This is a genomic window from Actinacidiphila sp. bgisy160 (genome assembly GCF_057707815.1).
This window is the reverse complement of record NZ_JBYIQW010000041.1, coordinates 1-15,032: the sequence shown is the minus strand read 5'-3', so window position 1 is coordinate 15,032 and position 15,032 is coordinate 1. Positions and strand designations below refer to the sequence as shown.

General features: G+C 71.2%; 17 protein-coding genes. 14 read left to right on the top strand and 3 right to left on the bottom strand.

Annotation, left to right across the window (positions count from 1 at the left end; genetic code table 11):
- Positions 1-127 precede the first annotated feature (127 nt).
- The 10 genes from AC3EUJ_RS26770 (at position 128) to AC3EUJ_RS26725 (ending at position 8,380) form a co-directional block, all read left to right on the top strand.
- Positions 128-541 (top strand): Cg1360 family ATP-synthase-associated protein, encoded by a 414-nt coding sequence (locus AC3EUJ_RS26770; RefSeq protein WP_431965643.1) that lies wholly within the window; start codon positions 128-130, stop codon positions 539-541.
- A 210-nt stretch (positions 542-751) separates the two neighbouring features.
- Positions 752-1,582: a F0F1 ATP synthase subunit A gene (atpB, locus tag AC3EUJ_RS26765; RefSeq protein ID WP_431965728.1), complete on the top strand. Its 831-nt coding sequence runs from the start codon at positions 752-754 to the stop codon at positions 1,580-1,582.
- A 78-nt stretch (positions 1,583-1,660) separates the two neighbouring features.
- Positions 1,661-1,903 (top strand): ATP synthase F0 subunit C, encoded by a 243-nt coding sequence (gene atpE / locus AC3EUJ_RS26760; protein ID WP_018563527.1) that lies wholly within the window; start codon positions 1,661-1,663, stop codon positions 1,901-1,903.
- A gap of 43 nt (positions 1,904-1,946) precedes the next feature.
- A complete protein-coding gene (locus AC3EUJ_RS26755; RefSeq protein ID WP_431965641.1) occupies positions 1,947-2,492 on the top strand; it encodes a F0F1 ATP synthase subunit B in 546 nt (181 codons plus the stop codon).
- On the top strand, positions 2,489-3,304 hold the full coding sequence (locus AC3EUJ_RS26750) for a F0F1 ATP synthase subunit delta (protein WP_431965639.1): 816 nt from the start codon (positions 2,489-2,491) through the stop codon (positions 3,302-3,304). The genes AC3EUJ_RS26755 and AC3EUJ_RS26750 overlap by 4 nt, the downstream gene beginning before the upstream one ends.
- 89 nt (positions 3,305-3,393) lie before the next feature.
- Positions 3,394-4,965, top strand: a complete 1,572-nt coding sequence (atpA, locus tag AC3EUJ_RS26745) for a F0F1 ATP synthase subunit alpha (RefSeq protein WP_431965637.1) — start codon at positions 3,394-3,396, stop codon at positions 4,963-4,965.
- A 2-nt stretch (positions 4,966-4,967) separates the two neighbouring features.
- Positions 4,968-5,885 (top strand): F0F1 ATP synthase subunit gamma, encoded by a 918-nt coding sequence (locus AC3EUJ_RS26740; RefSeq protein ID WP_431965635.1) that lies wholly within the window; start codon positions 4,968-4,970, stop codon positions 5,883-5,885.
- Positions 5,886-5,887: 2 nt separating this feature from the next.
- Positions 5,888-7,330, top strand: coding sequence for a F0F1 ATP synthase subunit beta (atpD, locus tag AC3EUJ_RS26735; RefSeq protein ID WP_431965633.1), 1,443 nt, complete (start codon positions 5,888-5,890; stop codon positions 7,328-7,330).
- A 123-nt stretch (positions 7,331-7,453) separates the two neighbouring features.
- Positions 7,454-7,834 (top strand): F0F1 ATP synthase subunit epsilon, encoded by a 381-nt coding sequence (locus AC3EUJ_RS26730; RefSeq protein ID WP_431965726.1) that lies wholly within the window; start codon positions 7,454-7,456, stop codon positions 7,832-7,834.
- Positions 7,835-7,933: 99 nt separating this feature from the next.
- Complete coding sequence (locus AC3EUJ_RS26725; RefSeq protein WP_431965631.1) at positions 7,934-8,380, top strand: DUF2550 domain-containing protein; 447 nt, start codon at positions 7,934-7,936, stop codon at positions 8,378-8,380.
- Positions 8,381-8,391: 11 nt separating this feature from the next.
- Here AC3EUJ_RS26725 and AC3EUJ_RS26720 read toward each other — a convergent pair whose 3' ends face one another.
- Complete coding sequence (locus tag AC3EUJ_RS26720) at positions 8,392-9,042, bottom strand: response regulator (protein ID WP_431965629.1); 651 nt, start codon at positions 9,040-9,042, stop codon at positions 8,392-8,394.
- Positions 9,039-10,241, bottom strand: a complete 1,203-nt coding sequence (locus AC3EUJ_RS26715; protein WP_431965627.1) for a sensor histidine kinase — start codon at positions 10,239-10,241, stop codon at positions 9,039-9,041. Before AC3EUJ_RS26715 ends, AC3EUJ_RS26720 begins: the two co-directional genes overlap by 4 nt.
- Positions 10,242-10,376: 135 nt before the next feature.
- On the opposite strand from AC3EUJ_RS26715, the gene AC3EUJ_RS26710 reads away from it, so the two are divergent.
- Complete coding sequence (locus AC3EUJ_RS26710) at positions 10,377-10,928, top strand: hypothetical protein (protein WP_431965625.1); 552 nt, start codon at positions 10,377-10,379, stop codon at positions 10,926-10,928.
- Between the two features lie 10 nt (positions 10,929-10,938).
- On the opposite strand, the gene AC3EUJ_RS26705 is transcribed toward AC3EUJ_RS26710, so the two are convergent.
- Entirely contained in the window at positions 10,939-11,511 is a 573-nt protein-coding gene (locus AC3EUJ_RS26705) for a cob(I)yrinic acid a,c-diamide adenosyltransferase (RefSeq protein WP_431965623.1), read from the bottom strand.
- 242 nt (positions 11,512-11,753) lie between these two features.
- Here AC3EUJ_RS26705 and AC3EUJ_RS26700 point away from each other — a divergent pair, with 242 nt between their 5' ends.
- The 3 genes from AC3EUJ_RS26700 to AC3EUJ_RS26690 all read left to right on the top strand — a co-directional run.
- The gene (locus tag AC3EUJ_RS26700; protein WP_431965621.1) at positions 11,754-12,602 is read left to right on the top strand and encodes a 3-hydroxyacyl-CoA dehydrogenase family protein; all 849 of its coding nucleotides are present in this window, start codon (positions 11,754-11,756) and stop codon (positions 12,600-12,602) included.
- A 189-nt stretch (positions 12,603-12,791) separates the two neighbouring features.
- Positions 12,792-13,115 carry an STAS domain-containing protein gene (locus AC3EUJ_RS26695; protein ID WP_431965619.1) on the top strand — a complete coding sequence of 108 codons (324 nt, stop codon included), beginning with the start codon at positions 12,792-12,794 and terminating at the stop codon, positions 13,113-13,115.
- Between the two features lie 221 nt (positions 13,116-13,336).
- The coding region (locus AC3EUJ_RS26690; RefSeq protein ID WP_488180969.1) for a P-loop NTPase family protein at positions 13,337-15,032 on the top strand (1,696 nt) is incomplete at its 3' end.

Below are 15,032 nucleotides of genomic sequence, written 5' to 3'. Positions count from 1 at the left end.
AGAACCCGGAGTCAAGCCGAAAGACCCTAGTGCGATGGTCTTCCGGCGTGAGGCATGTCCCCGCCGCCGGGCTACGCTCGTCCTCGACGACCCCTGTACTCCCAACCTCGCCGGAGGAGCTGCCGCCATGCAGTCCAACGACGTCCGAACGCTCCTGAACTGCGCCGTGCCCGCCGCTGCCGCGGGGGTGATCGCGGTCGCTGTCTCCAGCGTGCTCGCGGGCGGCAAGGGCGCGATCGGCGCGGGATTCGGCGCGGTGGTGGTGATCGCGTTCATGGGAATCGGTCTGACGGTGCTTCAGCGCACCGCCCGTTCCTACCCCTCGCTGTTCCAGGCGATGGGCCTGATGCTCTACACCGTGCAGCTGCTGCTGCTCGCCATCGTGCTGGCGGTGTTCAAGCACACGACGCTGTTCGACACCCAGGTGTTCGCCTTCACCCTGCTCGGTACGACCCTGGTGTGGATCGCCGCCCAGGCCCGTGCTCATATGAAGACCAAGATGCTGTACGTGGAGCCCGGATCCGCCGGAACCTCACCGTGAACAGCGGGGCCGGTGCGAGCGAGCTGTCGCTCGTTTGCTATCGTCCGGTCTCAACTGCGGCAGAGCTGGCGCGGGTGGCAGTCATGCCTTCGCAACAGCCCTTCGGCTCAGCGCCCACCCGCCGCCCCCACATCCGTAAGACCAGTCCAGTGCCGTTCCGTGGCCACGTGCCGCGCCGACACGTAGAGGTTGCCGTACCTATGCGCCACGCTGAAGGAGCTCTCGGTGAGTGATGTAACGACGCTCGCCTTCGAGACGAACTGCCACATCTTCGACGGGTGCGGCTTCCCGGCCCCCGGCCTGCACTCCTTCCTCTTCAAGCCGCTGATCGGCGACGCGGACAGCAGCGCCTACTTCAACAAGACGATGCTGCTGGCGCTGCTGGGCAGCATCGTGATCGTCGGCTTCTTCTGGGCTGCCTTCGCCAAGCCGAAGATCGTCCCCGGCAAGCTGCAGATGGTCGCCGAGGCCGGCTACGACTTCGTGCGCCGCGGGATCGTCTACGAGACGATCGGCAAGCGTGACGGCGAGAAGTACGTGCCCTTCATGGTCGCGCTGTTCTTCTTCGTCTGGATCATGAATCTGTGGTCGATCGTGCCGATCGCCCAGTTCCCCGTCACGGCGATCATCAGCTACCCGGCCGCGCTCGCCGCGATCGTCTACGTCACGTGGATGTCGCTGACCTTCAAGAAGCACGGCTTCGTCGGCGGCTGGAAGAACATCACGGGCTACGACAAGAACCTCGGCGCGGTGCTGCCGATGGTCGTCGGCCTGGAGTTCCTCTCCAACGTGATCGTCCGGCCGTTCACCCACGCGGTGCGACTGTTCGCCAACATGTTCGCGGGTCACGTCCTGCTGCTGCTGTTCACCATCGCCAGCTGGTACCTGCTCAACGGGATCGGCATCGCCTACGCCGGTGTCTCGTTCGTGATGGTCATCGTCATGACCGCCTTCGAGCTTTTCATCCAGGCCGTCCAGGCGTACGTCTTCGTGCTGCTGGCCTGCTCCTACGTCCAGGGCGCGCTCGCCGAGCACCACTGAGCACCCGCACGACGCACAGCCCCCCGATTGTCCGGTGGCCAACCCCCACCGGTCCGTGAAAGAGAAGGAAGAAACAGCATGTCCGCTGTGAACCTCGCCGCCACCCAGATCCTCGGCAACCTGGGCTCCATCGGCTACGGCCTCGCGGCCATCGGCCCCGGCGTCGGCATCGGCATCATCTTCGGCAACGGTACGCAGGCGCTGGCCCGCCAGCCCGAGGCCGCCGGCCTGATCCGCGCCAACCAGATCCTCGGCTTCGCCTTCTGTGAGGCGCTCGCGCTGATCGGTCTGGTCATGCCGTTCGTCTACCCGACCTCCTGAGTCCGGGCTGACGAGACAACCCCTTTCGACGGAAGGCACTGATGTGAACGCCCTGGCACAGCTGGCGGCCGAGGAGGCGGAGAACCCCCTCATCCCGCCGATCCCAGAGCTCGTCATCGGTCTCATCGCCTTCGCCATCGTCTTCTTCTTCCTCGCCAAGAAGCTGCTCCCGAACATCAATAAGGTTCTGGACGAGCGTCGCGAGGCCATCGAGGGCGGCATGGAGAAGGCCGAGGCCGCACAGGCCGAGGCTCAGCGGACCCTCGAGGAGTACAAGGACTCGCTCGCCGAGGCCCGTCACGAGGCCGCGCGTCTGCGCCAGGAGGCGCAGGAGCAGGGCGCCGCGCTCATCGCCGAGATGCGTGCGGAAGGCCAGCGGCAGCGCGAGGAGATCATCGCGGCCGGCCACGCCCAGATCGAGGCCGACCGCAGGTCCGCCGCGCACGCCCTGCGCCAGGACGTGGGCAAGCTCGCCACCGACCTGGCCGGCAAGATCGTCGGTGAGTCCCTCGAGGACACCGTCCGCCAGAGCCGCGTGATCGACCGCTTCCTCGACGAGCTCGAGGAGAAGGCCGAGGCCGCGCGATGAACGGAGCGAGCCGCGAGGCACTGGCCACCGCGCGCGAGCGCCTCGACGCGCTGGCGGACAACACGTCCGCCGACGCGGCGAAGCTCGCCGAGGAGCTGGCCGCCGTCACGGGGCTGCTCGACCGCGAGGGTTCGCTGCGCCGCGCCTTGACCGACCCGGCCCAGCCGGGTGAGGCCAAGGCGGGCCTGGCGCAGGCGGTCCTCGGCGGGCAGATCGGCGGCGAGACGTCCGACCTGGTCTCGGGCATGGTCCGCAGCCGCTGGTCGCAGTCGCGTGATCTGGCCGACGCGCTGGAGGAGCTGTCCTACAGCGCCGACCTGATCGCCGCGGAGCGTGCGGGCGTCCTCGACGACGTCGAGGACGAGCTGTTCCGCTTCGGCCGCATCGTCTCCGGCAGCAGCGAGCTGCGGGCGGCGCTGACCGACCGCGCCGCGGGGACCCAGGCCAAGGCGGCCCTGCTGCACTCGCTGCTGGGCGGCCGCGCCAACCAGGTCACCGAGCGGATCGTGATCCGTCTCGTGACCCACCCGCGAGGCCGTAGCCTGGAGGCAGGGATCGACGCCCTGTCCAAGCTGGCGGCGACGCGGCGTAACCGCACGGTTGCGGTCGTGGTCTCGGCGGTACCGCTGAGCGACCGGCAGAAGCAGCGCCTCGGCGCCGCGCTGGCCAAGATCTACGGCCGGCAGGTGCACCTGAACCTCGACGTGGACCCCGCGGTCCGCGGCGGCATCTCGGTTCGGGTCGGCGACGAGGTCATCGACGGGACCATCGCGGACCGCCTCGAAGAGGCGAGCCGGCGGATGGCCGGCTGAACCAGCCACCAACTCAAAGAGCAGTATCAGCGGCCCGAGTTGGGCCGTAGCGAATACTTCGGGCCCAACAAGGAGAGCAGGGAACCCAGATGGCGGAGCTCACGATCCGGCCGGAGGAGATCCGGGACGCGCTGGAGAACTTCGTCCAGTCGTACAAGCCGGACGCGGCCTCGCGCGAGGAGGTCGGAACGGTCAGCCTGGCCGGCGACGGTATCGCCAAGGTCGAGGGTCTGCCCTCGGTCATGGCGAACGAGCTGCTGAAGTTCGAGGACGGCACCCTCGGTCTCGCCCTCAACCTCGAGGAGCGCGAGATCGGTGCGATCGTCCTCGGCGAGTTCAGCGGCATCGAGGAGGGCCAGCCGGTGCAGCGCACCGGTGAGGTGCTCTCGGTCGCGGTCGGCGAGGGATACCTGGGTCGCGTCGTCGACCCGCTCGGCAACCCGATCGACGGCCTCGGCGAGATCGAGACCGACGGCCGCCGCGCCCTGGAGCTCCAGGCTCCCGGCGTCATGGCCCGTAAGTCCGTGCACGAGCCGATGCAGACCGGCCTCAAGGCCGTCGACGCGATGACCCCGATCGGTCGCGGTCAGCGTCAGCTGATCATCGGCGACCGCCAGACGGGCAAGACCGCCCTGGCGATCGACACGATCATCAACCAGCGCGACAACTGGCGTTCCGGCGACCCCAAGAAGCAGGTCCGCTGCATCTACGTCGCCATCGGCCAGAAGGGCTCCACCATCGCCGGCGTGCGCGCCGCGCTGGAGGAGGCCGGCGCCCTGGAGTACACCACGATCGTGGCGGCCCCGGCGTCCGACCCGGCCGGCTTCAAGTACCTCGCCCCGTACACCGGCTCGGCCATCGGCCAGCACTGGATGTACGACGGCAAGCACGTCCTGATCGTCTTCGACGACCTGTCCAAGCAGGCCGACGCCTACCGCGCCGTCTCCCTGCTGCTGCGCCGCCCGCCGGGCCGTGAGGCCTACCCGGGTGACGTCTTCTACCTGCACTCCCGCCTGCTGGAGCGCTGCGCCAAGCTCTCCGACGAGCTGGGTGCCGGCTCGATGACCGGTCTGCCGGTCGTCGAGACCAAGGCCAACGACGTCTCGGCGTTCATCCCGACCAACGTCATCTCCATCACCGACGGCCAGTGCTTCCTGGAGTCCGACCTGTTCAACGCGGGCCAGCGCCCGGCGCTGAACGTCGGTATCTCGGTCTCCCGAGTCGGTGGCTCGGCGCAGATCAAGGCCATGAAGTCGGTCGCCGGCCGCCTGCGCGTGGACCTCGCCCAGTACCGCGAGCTGGAGGCGTTCGCCGCCTTCGGTTCCGACCTGGACGCGGCCTCCAAGGCGCAGCTGGAGCGCGGCAAGCGCATGGTCGAGCTGCTGAAGCAGGGCCAGTACGCGCCGTTCCCGATCGAGGACCAGGTCGTCTCGATCTGGGCCGGCACCACCGGCAAGCTGGACGACGTGCCCGTCGAGGACATCCGCCGCTTCGAGCGCGAGCTGCTGGACTACCTCCGTCGCGAGAAGAAGGACCTCCTGCTGAGCATCGCCGAGACCGGCAAGCTCGGCGACGACACCGTCGAGGCCCTGACCGACGCGGTGGCGGAGTTCAAGAAGCAGTTCGAGACCTCGGACGGCAAGCTGCTGGGTGAGGGCTGAGCATGGGCGCCCAGCTTCGGGTATACAAGCGCCGCATCAAGTCCGTCACCGCGACCAAGAAGATCACGAAGGCGATGGAGATGATCTCCGCGTCCCGGATCGTCAAGGCCCAGCGCCAGGTCCACGCCTCGTCCCCGTACGCCGATGAGCTCACCCGCGCGGTGGCTGCGGTCGCGACCGGTTCCAACACGAACCACCCGCTGACCACGGAGACCGAGAACCCGACGCGTGCCGCGGTGCTGCTCGTCACGAGCGACCGCGGTCTGGCCGGCGGCTACTCGTCCAACGCCATCAAGGCGGCGGACCGGCTGACCGAGCAGCTGCGCGCGGAGGGGAAGGAGGTCGTCCACTACATCGTCGGCCGCAAGGGCGTGGCGTACTACGGCTTCCGTGAGCGCCCGGTCGCGGACTCGTGGACCGGGTTCACCGACAAGCCGACCTACGCGGACGCCAAGTCGGTCGCCGACCCGCTGATCGCGGCGGTCCTCAAGGACACCGCGGACGGCGGCGTGGACGAGCTGCACATCGTCTTCACGGAGTTCGTGTCGATGCTGACGCAGGCGCCGGTGGAGAAGCGGCTGCTGCCGCTCTCGCTCGCCGACGCGACCGGTGGCGAGGCCCGCAAGGAGGGGGAGATCCTCCCCCTGTACGACTTCGAGCCGTCGGCTGAGGGCGTCCTGGACGCGCTGCTGCCGCGGTACGTCGAGAGCCGGATCTACAACGCGCTGCTGCAGGGTGCCGCTTCCGAGCACGCCGCCCGCCGCCGCGCGATGAAGTCGGCGACCGACAACGCCGAGGAGCTCATCAGGACGCTCACGCGGCTTGCCAACCAGGCCCGCCAGGCCGAAATCACCCAGGAAATCAGCGAGATCGTCGGTGGCTCCAGCGCCCTGGCCGACGCGTCTGCGGGGAGTGACTAATCATGACCACCACTGTTGAGACGGCCGCTGCCACGGGCCGCGTCGCCCGGGTCATCGGCCCGGTCGTCGACGTGGAGTTCCCCGTCGACGCCATGCCGGAGATCTACAACGCCCTCACCGTCGAGGTCGCCGACCCGGCCGAGGCCGGCAAGAAGAAGACGCTGACCCTCGAGGTCGCCCAGCACCTGGGTGACGGCCTGGTCCGCGCCATCTCCATGCAGCCCACCGACGGCCTGGTCCGCCAGGCCCCGGTGACCGACACCGGCGACGGCATCACCGTCCCGGTCGGCGACTTCACCAAGGGCAAGGTGTTCAACACCCTCGGCGAGGTGCTGAACGTCCCCGAGGAGAACGCCAACGTCGGCGAGCGCTGGGCGATCCACCGCAAGGCCCCGAGGTTCGAGGACCTCGAGTCCAAGACCGAGATGTTCGAGACCGGCCTGAAGGTCGTCGACCTGCTGACCCCGTACGTCAAGGGCGGCAAGATCGGTCTGTTCGGTGGTGCCGGTGTCGGCAAGACCGTCCTCATCCAGGAAATGATCATGCGTGTGGCGAAGCTGCACGAGGGCGTTTCCGTGTTCGCCGGCGTCGGCGAGCGCACCCGTGAGGGCAACGACCTGATCCAGGAGATGGAGGAGTCCGGCGTCCTGGACAAGACCGCGCTGGTCTTCGGCCAGATGGACGAGCCCCCGGGCACCCGTCTGCGCGTGGCGCTTGCCGGTCTGACCATGGCGGAGTACTTCCGCGATGTGCAGAAGCAGGACGTGCTGTTCTTCATCGACAACATCTTCCGCTTCACCCAGGCCGGCTCCGAGGTCTCCACGCTGCTCGGCCGCATGCCCTCCGCGGTGGGCTACCAGCCGAACCTGGCGGACGAGATGGGCCTCCTCCAGGAGCGCATCACCTCGACCCGTGGTCACTCGATCACCTCGATGCAGGCGATCTACGTCCCCGCGGACGACCTGACCGACCCGGCGCCGGCGACCACCTTCGCCCACCTGGACGCGACGACCGTTCTGTCGCGTCCGATCTCGGAGAAGGGCATCTACCCGGCGGTGGACCCGCTGGACTCGACGTCCCGCATCCTGGACCCGCGCTACATCGCGGAGGACCACTACGCGTGCGCCATGCGCGTCAAGGGGATCCTGCAGAAGTACAAGGACCTCCAGGACATCATCGCGATCCTCGGTATCGACGAGCTGGGCGAGGAGGACAAGCTCACCGTCCACCGCGCCCGCCGTATCGAGCGCTTCCTGTCGCAGAACACCCACGCGGCGAAGCAGTTCACCGGTATCGACGGCTCCGACGTCCCGCTGGACGAGTCGATCGCCGCGTTCAACGCCATCGCCGACGGCAAGTACGACCACTTCCCTGAGCAGGCGTTCTTCATGTGCGGCGGCATCGAGGACCTCGAGCGCAACGCCCGCGAGCTCGGCGTCAGCTGACGCCCGTCGCCTGACGGCTCACCGTGGCAGGGGGCGGACCCTGTGTCCGCCCCCTTGCCGCACCCCCGTTATCCTTTGTTTCATGCACCCGCCGGACGGCGGTGGGTGCCGACCCGAGGAGCCATCTTGGCTGAGCTGCACGTCGAGCTGGTCGCAGCGGACCGCAGTGTCTGGTCCGGCGAGGCCACACTTGTCGTCGCACGCACCGAGTCCGGCGACATCGGCGTCATGCCGAACCACGAGCCGCTCCTGGGCGTGCTCCAGTCCGGTCCGGTGACGATCCGCACCAGCGAGGGCGGCACCGTCGTCGCCGCGGTGCACGGCGGCTTCGTCTCCTTCTCGGACAACAAGCTGTCGGTGCTCGCGGAGATCGCCGAGCTCGCGGACGAGATCGACGTCCAGCGTGCGGAGCGGGCTCTGGAGCGCGCGAAGGCCGAGGCCGACGCCGCCGGTGAGCGCCGGGCCGAGGTCCGGCTGATCGCCGCGACCAGCGGGTCGCGCTGAGCATCCGGCCCACTGGGCCATGAGCCGCGGGAGGCCCGTGAGGGTGTCCCGCGGCTGCAGTAACCCCATTCGTGATGTGGAGCGAGGAGGTCGGTGGGAGTGATCCTCGCTTTTCAGGTGTGCGGGGCCCTGGTGGCGGTGGCGCTGCTGGGGCTGTTCGTCTTCGGGCTGCGACGCCGGCTGATCCAGCGGCCCGGCGGCACGTTCGACTGCAGTCTGCGGATGCCGCCCACCGGCACCGACGAACCCTCCGGCAAGGGCTGGGCGTACGGCGTGGCCCGCTACAGCGGTGACCGGATCGAGTGGTTCCGGGTCTTCTCCTACGCTCCCCGGCCGCGCCGGGTGCTGGAGCGCTCCGCCATCGAGGTGCTGAACCGCCGCCTCCCCGAAGGCCAGGAGGAGCTGGCGCTCCTCTCCGACGCCGTCATCCTGGTCTGCGAGCACCGCGGCACCCGTCTGGAACTCGCCATGAGCGACGACGCGCTCACCGGCTTCCTCGCCTGGCTCGAGGCCGCTCCTCCCGGGCAGAGGGTCAACGTCGCCTGACGGCGACGGCGCTACGGCCCCGCGGTCAGCCCCAACTCCTGCGCCAGAACCGCGGCCTGCACGCGGCTGCGCAGCTCCAGTTTGGCCAGCATGCGGCTGACGTGGGTCTTCGCCGTGGCCTCCGCCATCTCCAGCCGGGCCGCGATCTCCGCGTTGGACAGGCCCTGGCCCACGCAGGCCAGCACCTCCCGCTCCCGCGGCGTCAGCGTTCCCAGCGCCGCGTGATCGGAGGCGGGACGAGGCCGGGGGCGGGCGAACTCGCCGATCAGCCTGCGGGTCACGGCGGGCGCGATCATCCCCTCGCCGCGGGCCACCAGCCGGACGCCCTCGATCAGCCGGTCCGCCTCGGTGTCCTTGAGCAGGAAACCGGCGGCGCCCGCGCGCAGCGCCCCGAAGACGTACTCGTCCAGGTCGAAGGTGGTGAGGACGAGGACGTCGGCCAGCCCCTGCGCGACGATCTCCCGGGTCGCGGACACCCCGTCCATCCGCGGCATCTGCAGGTCCATGAGGATCACGTCGGGTCGCAGCTCGCGGGCGGCGCGGACCGCGGCCTCCCCGTCGGCCGCCTCACCGACCACCTCGATGTCGGGCACCGACCTCAGGATGAGCACCAGCCCCGCCCGTACCGCGGACTGGTCCTCGGCGACCACCACCCGGATCATGCGCTCCCCTCCATGGGCAGTACCGCCCTCACCCGCCATGTCGTTCCCTCCCGGCCCGCCTCGAAGGTGCCCCCGAGCAGCTCCGTGCGTTCCCGCATCCCGATCAGCCCGCTGCCGGAGCCGGGAGCCCGGGGGCCGGGCCGGTCCCCCGCGGCGCCGCTGCGGCAGGGGCTCGCCACGGTCACCGTCAGCGCCCTGCCGTCCTGCGCCAGCATGACGGGCACCTCGCCGGGCGCCGCGTGCTTCAGGACGTTGGTCAGGGACTCCTGCACGATCCGGTAGGCCGCCAGCTCCACCGGCGCGGGGAGCGCGCCGGCGCCCCCGGGGCGCTCGTCGCGCAGCACGAAGTCAGAGTGCGGGGCCGCCGCGCGCATCTGCTCCAGGAGCGCGTCCAGGCCGGCCAGCCGCGGAACGGGCGCCGGCTCGCCGTCCTCGCCGGCCGAGTCGCGCAGCAGCCCGATCAGCCGGCGCATCTCCGACAGGCCCTCCACGCTGTTCTCCCGGATCACCGTGAGCGCGTCGCGGGCCGGGCCCTCGTGGCGGTCCAGGGACAGCGCGGCGGTGGAGTGGATGGCGATCGCGGACAGGTGGCCCGCCACCATGTCGTGCAGTTCGCGGGCCATCCGGGCCCGCTCGCGGCCCACCGCCTCCCGGCGGTCCAGCTCGGCGAGGAGCGCGGTCTGCTCCGCGCGCAGCCGTTCGGCGGCGGCCTCGTCGCGGTGCCGGCGCACGATCACGCCCGTCGAGGCGGGGGCCACCGAGACCAGGGCGCCGACCACACCGATCAGCAGGGACTCGGCGACCGGCTGCACCGCCACGGCGGTGGCGGTGAGCGCGGCCGTGGTGAGCACGCTGACGACCGGCACGACCCGGCTCAGCCGCTTCGGCCCGTACAGGACGGCGGCGTACACCAGGTCGGTGAACATCAGCACGGTCACCAGCAGCGAACCGATCACGAAGTCCGCGCAGACGGTGAGTGCGCCGACGACGATCGCGACGCGGGGCGCGGTCCGCCGCAGCAGTTCGCATCCGGCCATGACCACCAGGGGGAGCAGCGGCAGCCAGGGGCGGTCGCCCGCCGGGTGGTTCCCGGAGTGGGTGTAGAGCCCGAACGCCCACATCGCCAGGCCGCCCGCGAGCCCGGAAGCGGCGATCAGCACGTCGTCGCGGTGCGGGCGGCGGGCGGCGGTGGTCGTCATGGGGCCATCCCAGCACGCGGCGCGGGCGGTGCACGTCGGCCGGTGGTCGGAGCCGCCGGGTACACCGAAGGATGCAGCCGGGTCTCGTCAGCGCGGACGACGCACTCCGCCAAGGCGGTGGGGGAGCCTTGCCGCATGCTGGTGACCCTGATCATCGGGTGCGAGATCGCCTTCTGGGTGCTGCTCGGCGCCGGGCTCGCCGTGCGCTACCTGCTGCGCCGGCCCCGGGCCGGAGCGGCGCTGCTGGTGTGCGTGCCCCTGGTGGACGTGGTGCTGCTGGCCGTCGCCGCGGCCGACCTGCGCGAGGGTGGTACGGCCGGTGCCCGGCACGCTCTGGCCGCCGTGTACGTCGGCTTCTCGGCCGGCTACGGCCACTCGGTCGTCCGCCGGGCCGACGCCCGCTTCGCGCACCGCTTCTCGGGCGGGCCCAAGCCGCCGCCCGCGCCGCGGTACGGCAGGGCCCGGGCCGTGCACGAGTGGCGGCTGCTCGGCCGTACCGCGGTGTCCGCGGCCGTCGCCGCCGCCCTGCTGCGACTCGCCGTCCGGCTCGTCGCGGACGCCGGACGCACGGCGGCCCTGCGGGAGTGGCAGGTGCGGATGGTGGCGACGGCCGGGATCCACGCCGTCGTCGCGGCGAGCTACACGCTGTGGCCCAAGCGGGAGCCGGCCGCCCGGCCCCGCGAGTGAGCGGGCGGGGTCAGCGGTTCTCGCCGGGCACCCACAGCACGTCGCCGACCTCCTTGTTGGCCGTGCGGGCCAGGATGAACAGCAGGTCGGACAGCCGGTTGAGGTAGGTGGAGGTGAGCGGGTTCATCGTCTCGCCATGCTCCTCCAGCGCGGCCCACGTGGACCGCTCGGCGCGGCGGACCACCGTGCACGCCTGGTGGAGCAGCGCGGCGCCCGGGGCGCCGCCGGGCAGGATGAAGCTGCGCAGCTTCTCCAGCTCCTCCAGGAAGCGGTCGCAGTCCGCCTCCAGCCGGTCCACATAGGACTGCTCGACGCGCAGCGGCGGGTACTTGGGGTCGGGGACGACGGGCGTCGCGAGGTCGGCGCCGACGTCGAAGAGGTCGTTCTGGACCCGTACGAGGACGGTCGCGACCTCCTGCGGGAGCGCGCCGAGCGCGAGTGCCACGCCGATCGCCGCGTTCGCCTCGTTGGCGTCCGCGTAGGCCGAGATGCGGCTGTCGGTCTTGGCCGTGCGGCTCATGTCGCCGAGGGCGGTGGTGCCGTCGTCCCCGGTCCGCGTGTAGATGCGCGTCAGATTGACCATGTGCCGAGCGTAGTCTCGGCCGCGCCCGGGACGCGCCCCGTGGCGGTGCCGTGGCGGGGGAGCCGGAAGCCGACTCCGGGGGCGGTACCGGTCAAACTGGACGCGGCGGGGCAGCAACTGGGCGCCGGGGCTCCCAACTGTGCGACGAAGGACACAGGGTGACCCGCCTCTCTTCCTGCTGCGCTCCGCTGTGAAGCGACGTTAAGGTCCCGGCAACAGCATCGAGAAGATAGGTGTGTGCCGTGGCGAAGAAGCTCGCCGTCATCGGAGCCGGCCTGATGGGCTCCGGCATCGCGCAGGTGTCCGCACAGGCGGGTTACGAGGTCGTCCTGCGTGACATCACGGACGAGGCGCTGGCCCGCGGCAGGGGCGGTATCGAGGCGTCCTACGAGAAGTTCGTCGCCAAGGGCAAGCTCGCGGCCGAGGACGCGGCCGCCGCGCTCGCGCGCATCACCACCACCACCGACCTGGACGCGGCCGCCGACGCCGACATCGTCGTCGAGGCCGTCTTCGAGAAGATCGAGGTCAAGCAGGAGATCTTCCGCGCCCTCGACAAGATCACCAAGGCGGACGCGGTACTGGCCTCCAACACCTCCGCCATCCCGATCACCAAGATCGCGGCGGTGACCGAGCGCCCGGAGAGCGTGGTCGGCACCCACTTCTTCTCGCCGGTCCCGCTCATGCAGCTGTGCGAGCTGGTCCGCGGCTACAAGACCAGCGACGAGACCCTGGCGCGCGCCAGGGCCTTCGCCGAGGAGATCGGCAAGACGACCATCGTCGTCAACCGGGACGTGGCCGGCTTCGTCACCACCCGGCTGATCGCGGCGCTCGTCGTCGAGGCCACCAAGCTCTACGAGTCGGGCGTCGCCACGGCCGAGGACATCGACGTCGCCTGCAAGCTCGGTTTCGGTCACGCGATGGGCCCGCTGGCGACCGCCGACCTCACGGGTGTCGACATCCTGCTGCACGCCGCCGACAACATCTACACCGAGTCCCAGGACGAGAAGTTCGCCCCGCCGGAGCTCATGCGGCGCATGGTCGACGCGGGCGCGCTCGGCCGCAAGAGCGGCGAGGGCTTCTACCGGTACTGACGGTACGTCAACCCGGCGGGTCCGGCCCGGTGCTGATGACCGGCGGGCTGGGCCCCTCGGACGCCTTCTGTCACTCGCAAGGGTGAATTCGGTATCGGTTCGCTCACAGACGGCAACCTCTTCGTACGACGGACCGTCAGTTACGTAGAACCACGGCAGTTCCACCCATTCACTCCACGGGGAGGCGTAATGCACATCAGGGGCGATCACGCCGAGCTGGTCGTCGGGGGCCGCCTCGACGTCCGCACCGCGGCGGACGCCCGCAAGGTCCTGCACGGCGCGGTGGACGGCGGCCACGGAGATCTCGTGCTCGACCTGACCGAACTCGACTCCTGGGACGCGACCGGCCTGGGCGTCATCATGGGGGCGCACCGCCGCTGCGGCCGCGCGGACCGGCGTCTCGTCCTGCGGGGCGTGCCCGCGCAGATGCAGCGACTTCTGGTCGCCACGCGGCTGCACCGCATCCTGGTCATCGAGGGGGGTATCGCGGCAGAAGCACTGCCGCGGACCTAGCGCACCCACCGGGCGCGCCGATACGGAAGCGGCAACCCCGGACAGATTCGGACGCAAGGGCGGCATGGCCGCCCTGGGCTTCGCACATACTGTGGGAAGGTTTAGGGTTCGGTTCCGGCGTGCCTCAACCCCGTACGCCGAGGAGGGGAGCCGGACCGGTCCAACGGCGGAACCGCGGGCCCGGTGGGGCCCCGCTGCGACGCACATGGGGGCGGAGACTAATGGACCCACACGGACCCGACATGACCGGTGACGAGTACGGCGCACAACAGGACTCCACGAGCTTTGCCGACGCCACGCCGGCCGCGGGCGCGGAGGACGGCACCGCGCCGGCCCCGCGCGGCGGCCGTCCGCCGCGCGACCCGCTCGCCCTCGAGGTCGGGGCGGGCACGGCGGACGGCGACGCGCCACGCGTCGTCGAACTCGTCGTGGGTGACTGCAGGCTGACCCTCAACCCCGTCGACGGCAGCGAGGTCAGCTCCCTCGCCCCGGGCGACCTGCCCGCGCCCGTCCGGCGCGCGGCGGAGGAGCGCGCCACGCTGACCGCCGCCGCCCGGCCGACGGTGCCGCCGGGACCGCACATGCCCCATCTCCCGCTGCTGGAGCGCGAGGAGGAGCGCGAGCGCCTGGTGCGGCTGCTGTCCCGGGGCCGCTCGGTGCGCGTCACCGGGCCCTCCGGCGCCGGCCGCAGCGTGCTGCTCGACGCGGTCGCCGAGGCCTGCGAGGGCCTCGCCCCCGACGGCGTGATCCGGCTCTCCGGCTACCGGCGGACCCCCGGCGACCTGCTCCAGGAGCTCTTCGGCACCGTCTACGACACCGAGGACTACCGCCCCGGCCGCGGCCGTCTGCTGGAGCTGCTGCGCGACGTCGGCGCGGTCGTCGTCCTGGACGACCTGGAGTTCGGCGGCGCATCCCTGGAGGAGCTGCTCGCGGCGGCGCCGGAGTGCGCCTTCGTGCTGTCCGCCACGCCCGACGTGCCGGCCCCCGCCACCGACTCCCTGGTGGAGGAGGTCTTCCTCCCCGGACTGACCCGGGTCGCCTGCCTGGAACTGCTGGAGCTCTCCGCGGGCCGCCCCCTGGTGGAGGAGGAGACCGCCTGGGCGGCCGACCTGTGGTTCGAGTCCGAGGGCCTGCCGCTGCGCTTCGTCCAGGCCGGTGCCCTGCTGCGGCAGCGCGACGCGCTCGGGGCGGAGATCCTCGCGGCCGACGAGTCCGTGTGGGGCGACGTGGACCCGGCGGACGAACTCCCCGTCGACGCGCCCTTCGACGCCGAGCCGGGCGCGTCGGCCTCGCACGTGCCGCTGCCCTCGCTCGCCGAGAGCGCCGCGCCCGCCGCCCTGCTCGCCTCCCGCCTGGGCACCTCGGCACAGGAGGCGCTGCGCTTCGCGGTGGCCCTGGGCGGCGAGTGCCCGCACCAGTCGCACCTGCCGGCACTCGTCGGCGACACCCACGGCGACGCCGCGCTCGGCGAGATCGTGGCCGTCGGGCTCGCCGTCCCCGTAGCCGCACACCACCGCCTCGCGGCGGGCGTGGGCCGGCAACTGGCCCTCGCGGACGGACTGGCCGCCGAGGCCGCCACCGAGGGCTCCCCGCAGGCGCTGGCCGCCGCCCAGCACTACGCCTGGTGGGCCGGGCACCCCTCGGTCACCCCGCGGCGCGTCGCGGCCGAGGCGGAGGCCATCCTGGCCGCCCTGAGCGCCGCCCGCGACGGCGGGCACACGAGCGCCGCCGTGCTCCTGGCCCGTACGGTGGCGCCCGTCCTCGCCGCCGCCATGCACTGGAGCGCGTGGGAGCGCGCGCTGCGCGTCGGCCAGGAGGCCGCCCGGCTCGCCGGGGAGGTGGCCGAGGAGGCGTACTTCCTGCACGAACTCGGCGTCCTGGCGTTGTGCCTCGGCAACCTGGACCGGGCCCGCAGCG

What these genes read in the sequence shown, in the direction of transcription:
- AC3EUJ_RS26770 (WP_431965643.1), top strand. Translation starts at nt 128, where the DNA reads ATGCAGTCCAACGACGTCCGAACGCTCCTGAACTGCGCCGTGCCCGCC.
- atpE (WP_018563527.1), top strand. Translation starts at nt 1,661, where the DNA reads ATGTCCGCTGTGAACCTCGCCGCCACCCAGATCCTCGGCAACCTGGGC.
- AC3EUJ_RS26750 (WP_431965639.1), top strand. Translation starts at nt 2,489, where the DNA reads ATGAACGGAGCGAGCCGCGAGGCACTGGCCACCGCGCGCGAGCGCCTC.
- atpA (WP_431965637.1), top strand. Translation starts at nt 3,394, where the DNA reads ATGGCGGAGCTCACGATCCGGCCGGAGGAGATCCGGGACGCGCTGGAG.
- AC3EUJ_RS26740 (WP_431965635.1), top strand. Translation starts at nt 4,968, where the DNA reads ATGGGCGCCCAGCTTCGGGTATACAAGCGCCGCATCAAGTCCGTCACC.
- atpD (WP_431965633.1), top strand. Translation starts at nt 5,888, where the DNA reads ATGACCACCACTGTTGAGACGGCCGCTGCCACGGGCCGCGTCGCCCGG.
- AC3EUJ_RS26720 (WP_431965629.1), bottom strand. Translation starts at nt 9,042, where the DNA reads ATGATCCGGGTGGTGGTCGCCGAGGACCAGTCCGCGGTACGGGCGGGG.
- AC3EUJ_RS26715 (WP_431965627.1), bottom strand. Translation starts at nt 10,241, where the DNA reads ATGACGACCACCGCCGCCCGCCGCCCGCACCGCGACGACGTGCTGATC.
- AC3EUJ_RS26710 (WP_431965625.1), top strand. Translation starts at nt 10,377, where the DNA reads ATGCTGGTGACCCTGATCATCGGGTGCGAGATCGCCTTCTGGGTGCTG.
- AC3EUJ_RS26705 (WP_431965623.1), bottom strand. Translation starts at nt 11,511, where the DNA reads ATGGTCAATCTGACGCGCATCTACACGCGGACCGGGGACGACGGCACC.
- AC3EUJ_RS26695 (WP_431965619.1), top strand. Translation starts at nt 12,792, where the DNA reads ATGCACATCAGGGGCGATCACGCCGAGCTGGTCGTCGGGGGCCGCCTC.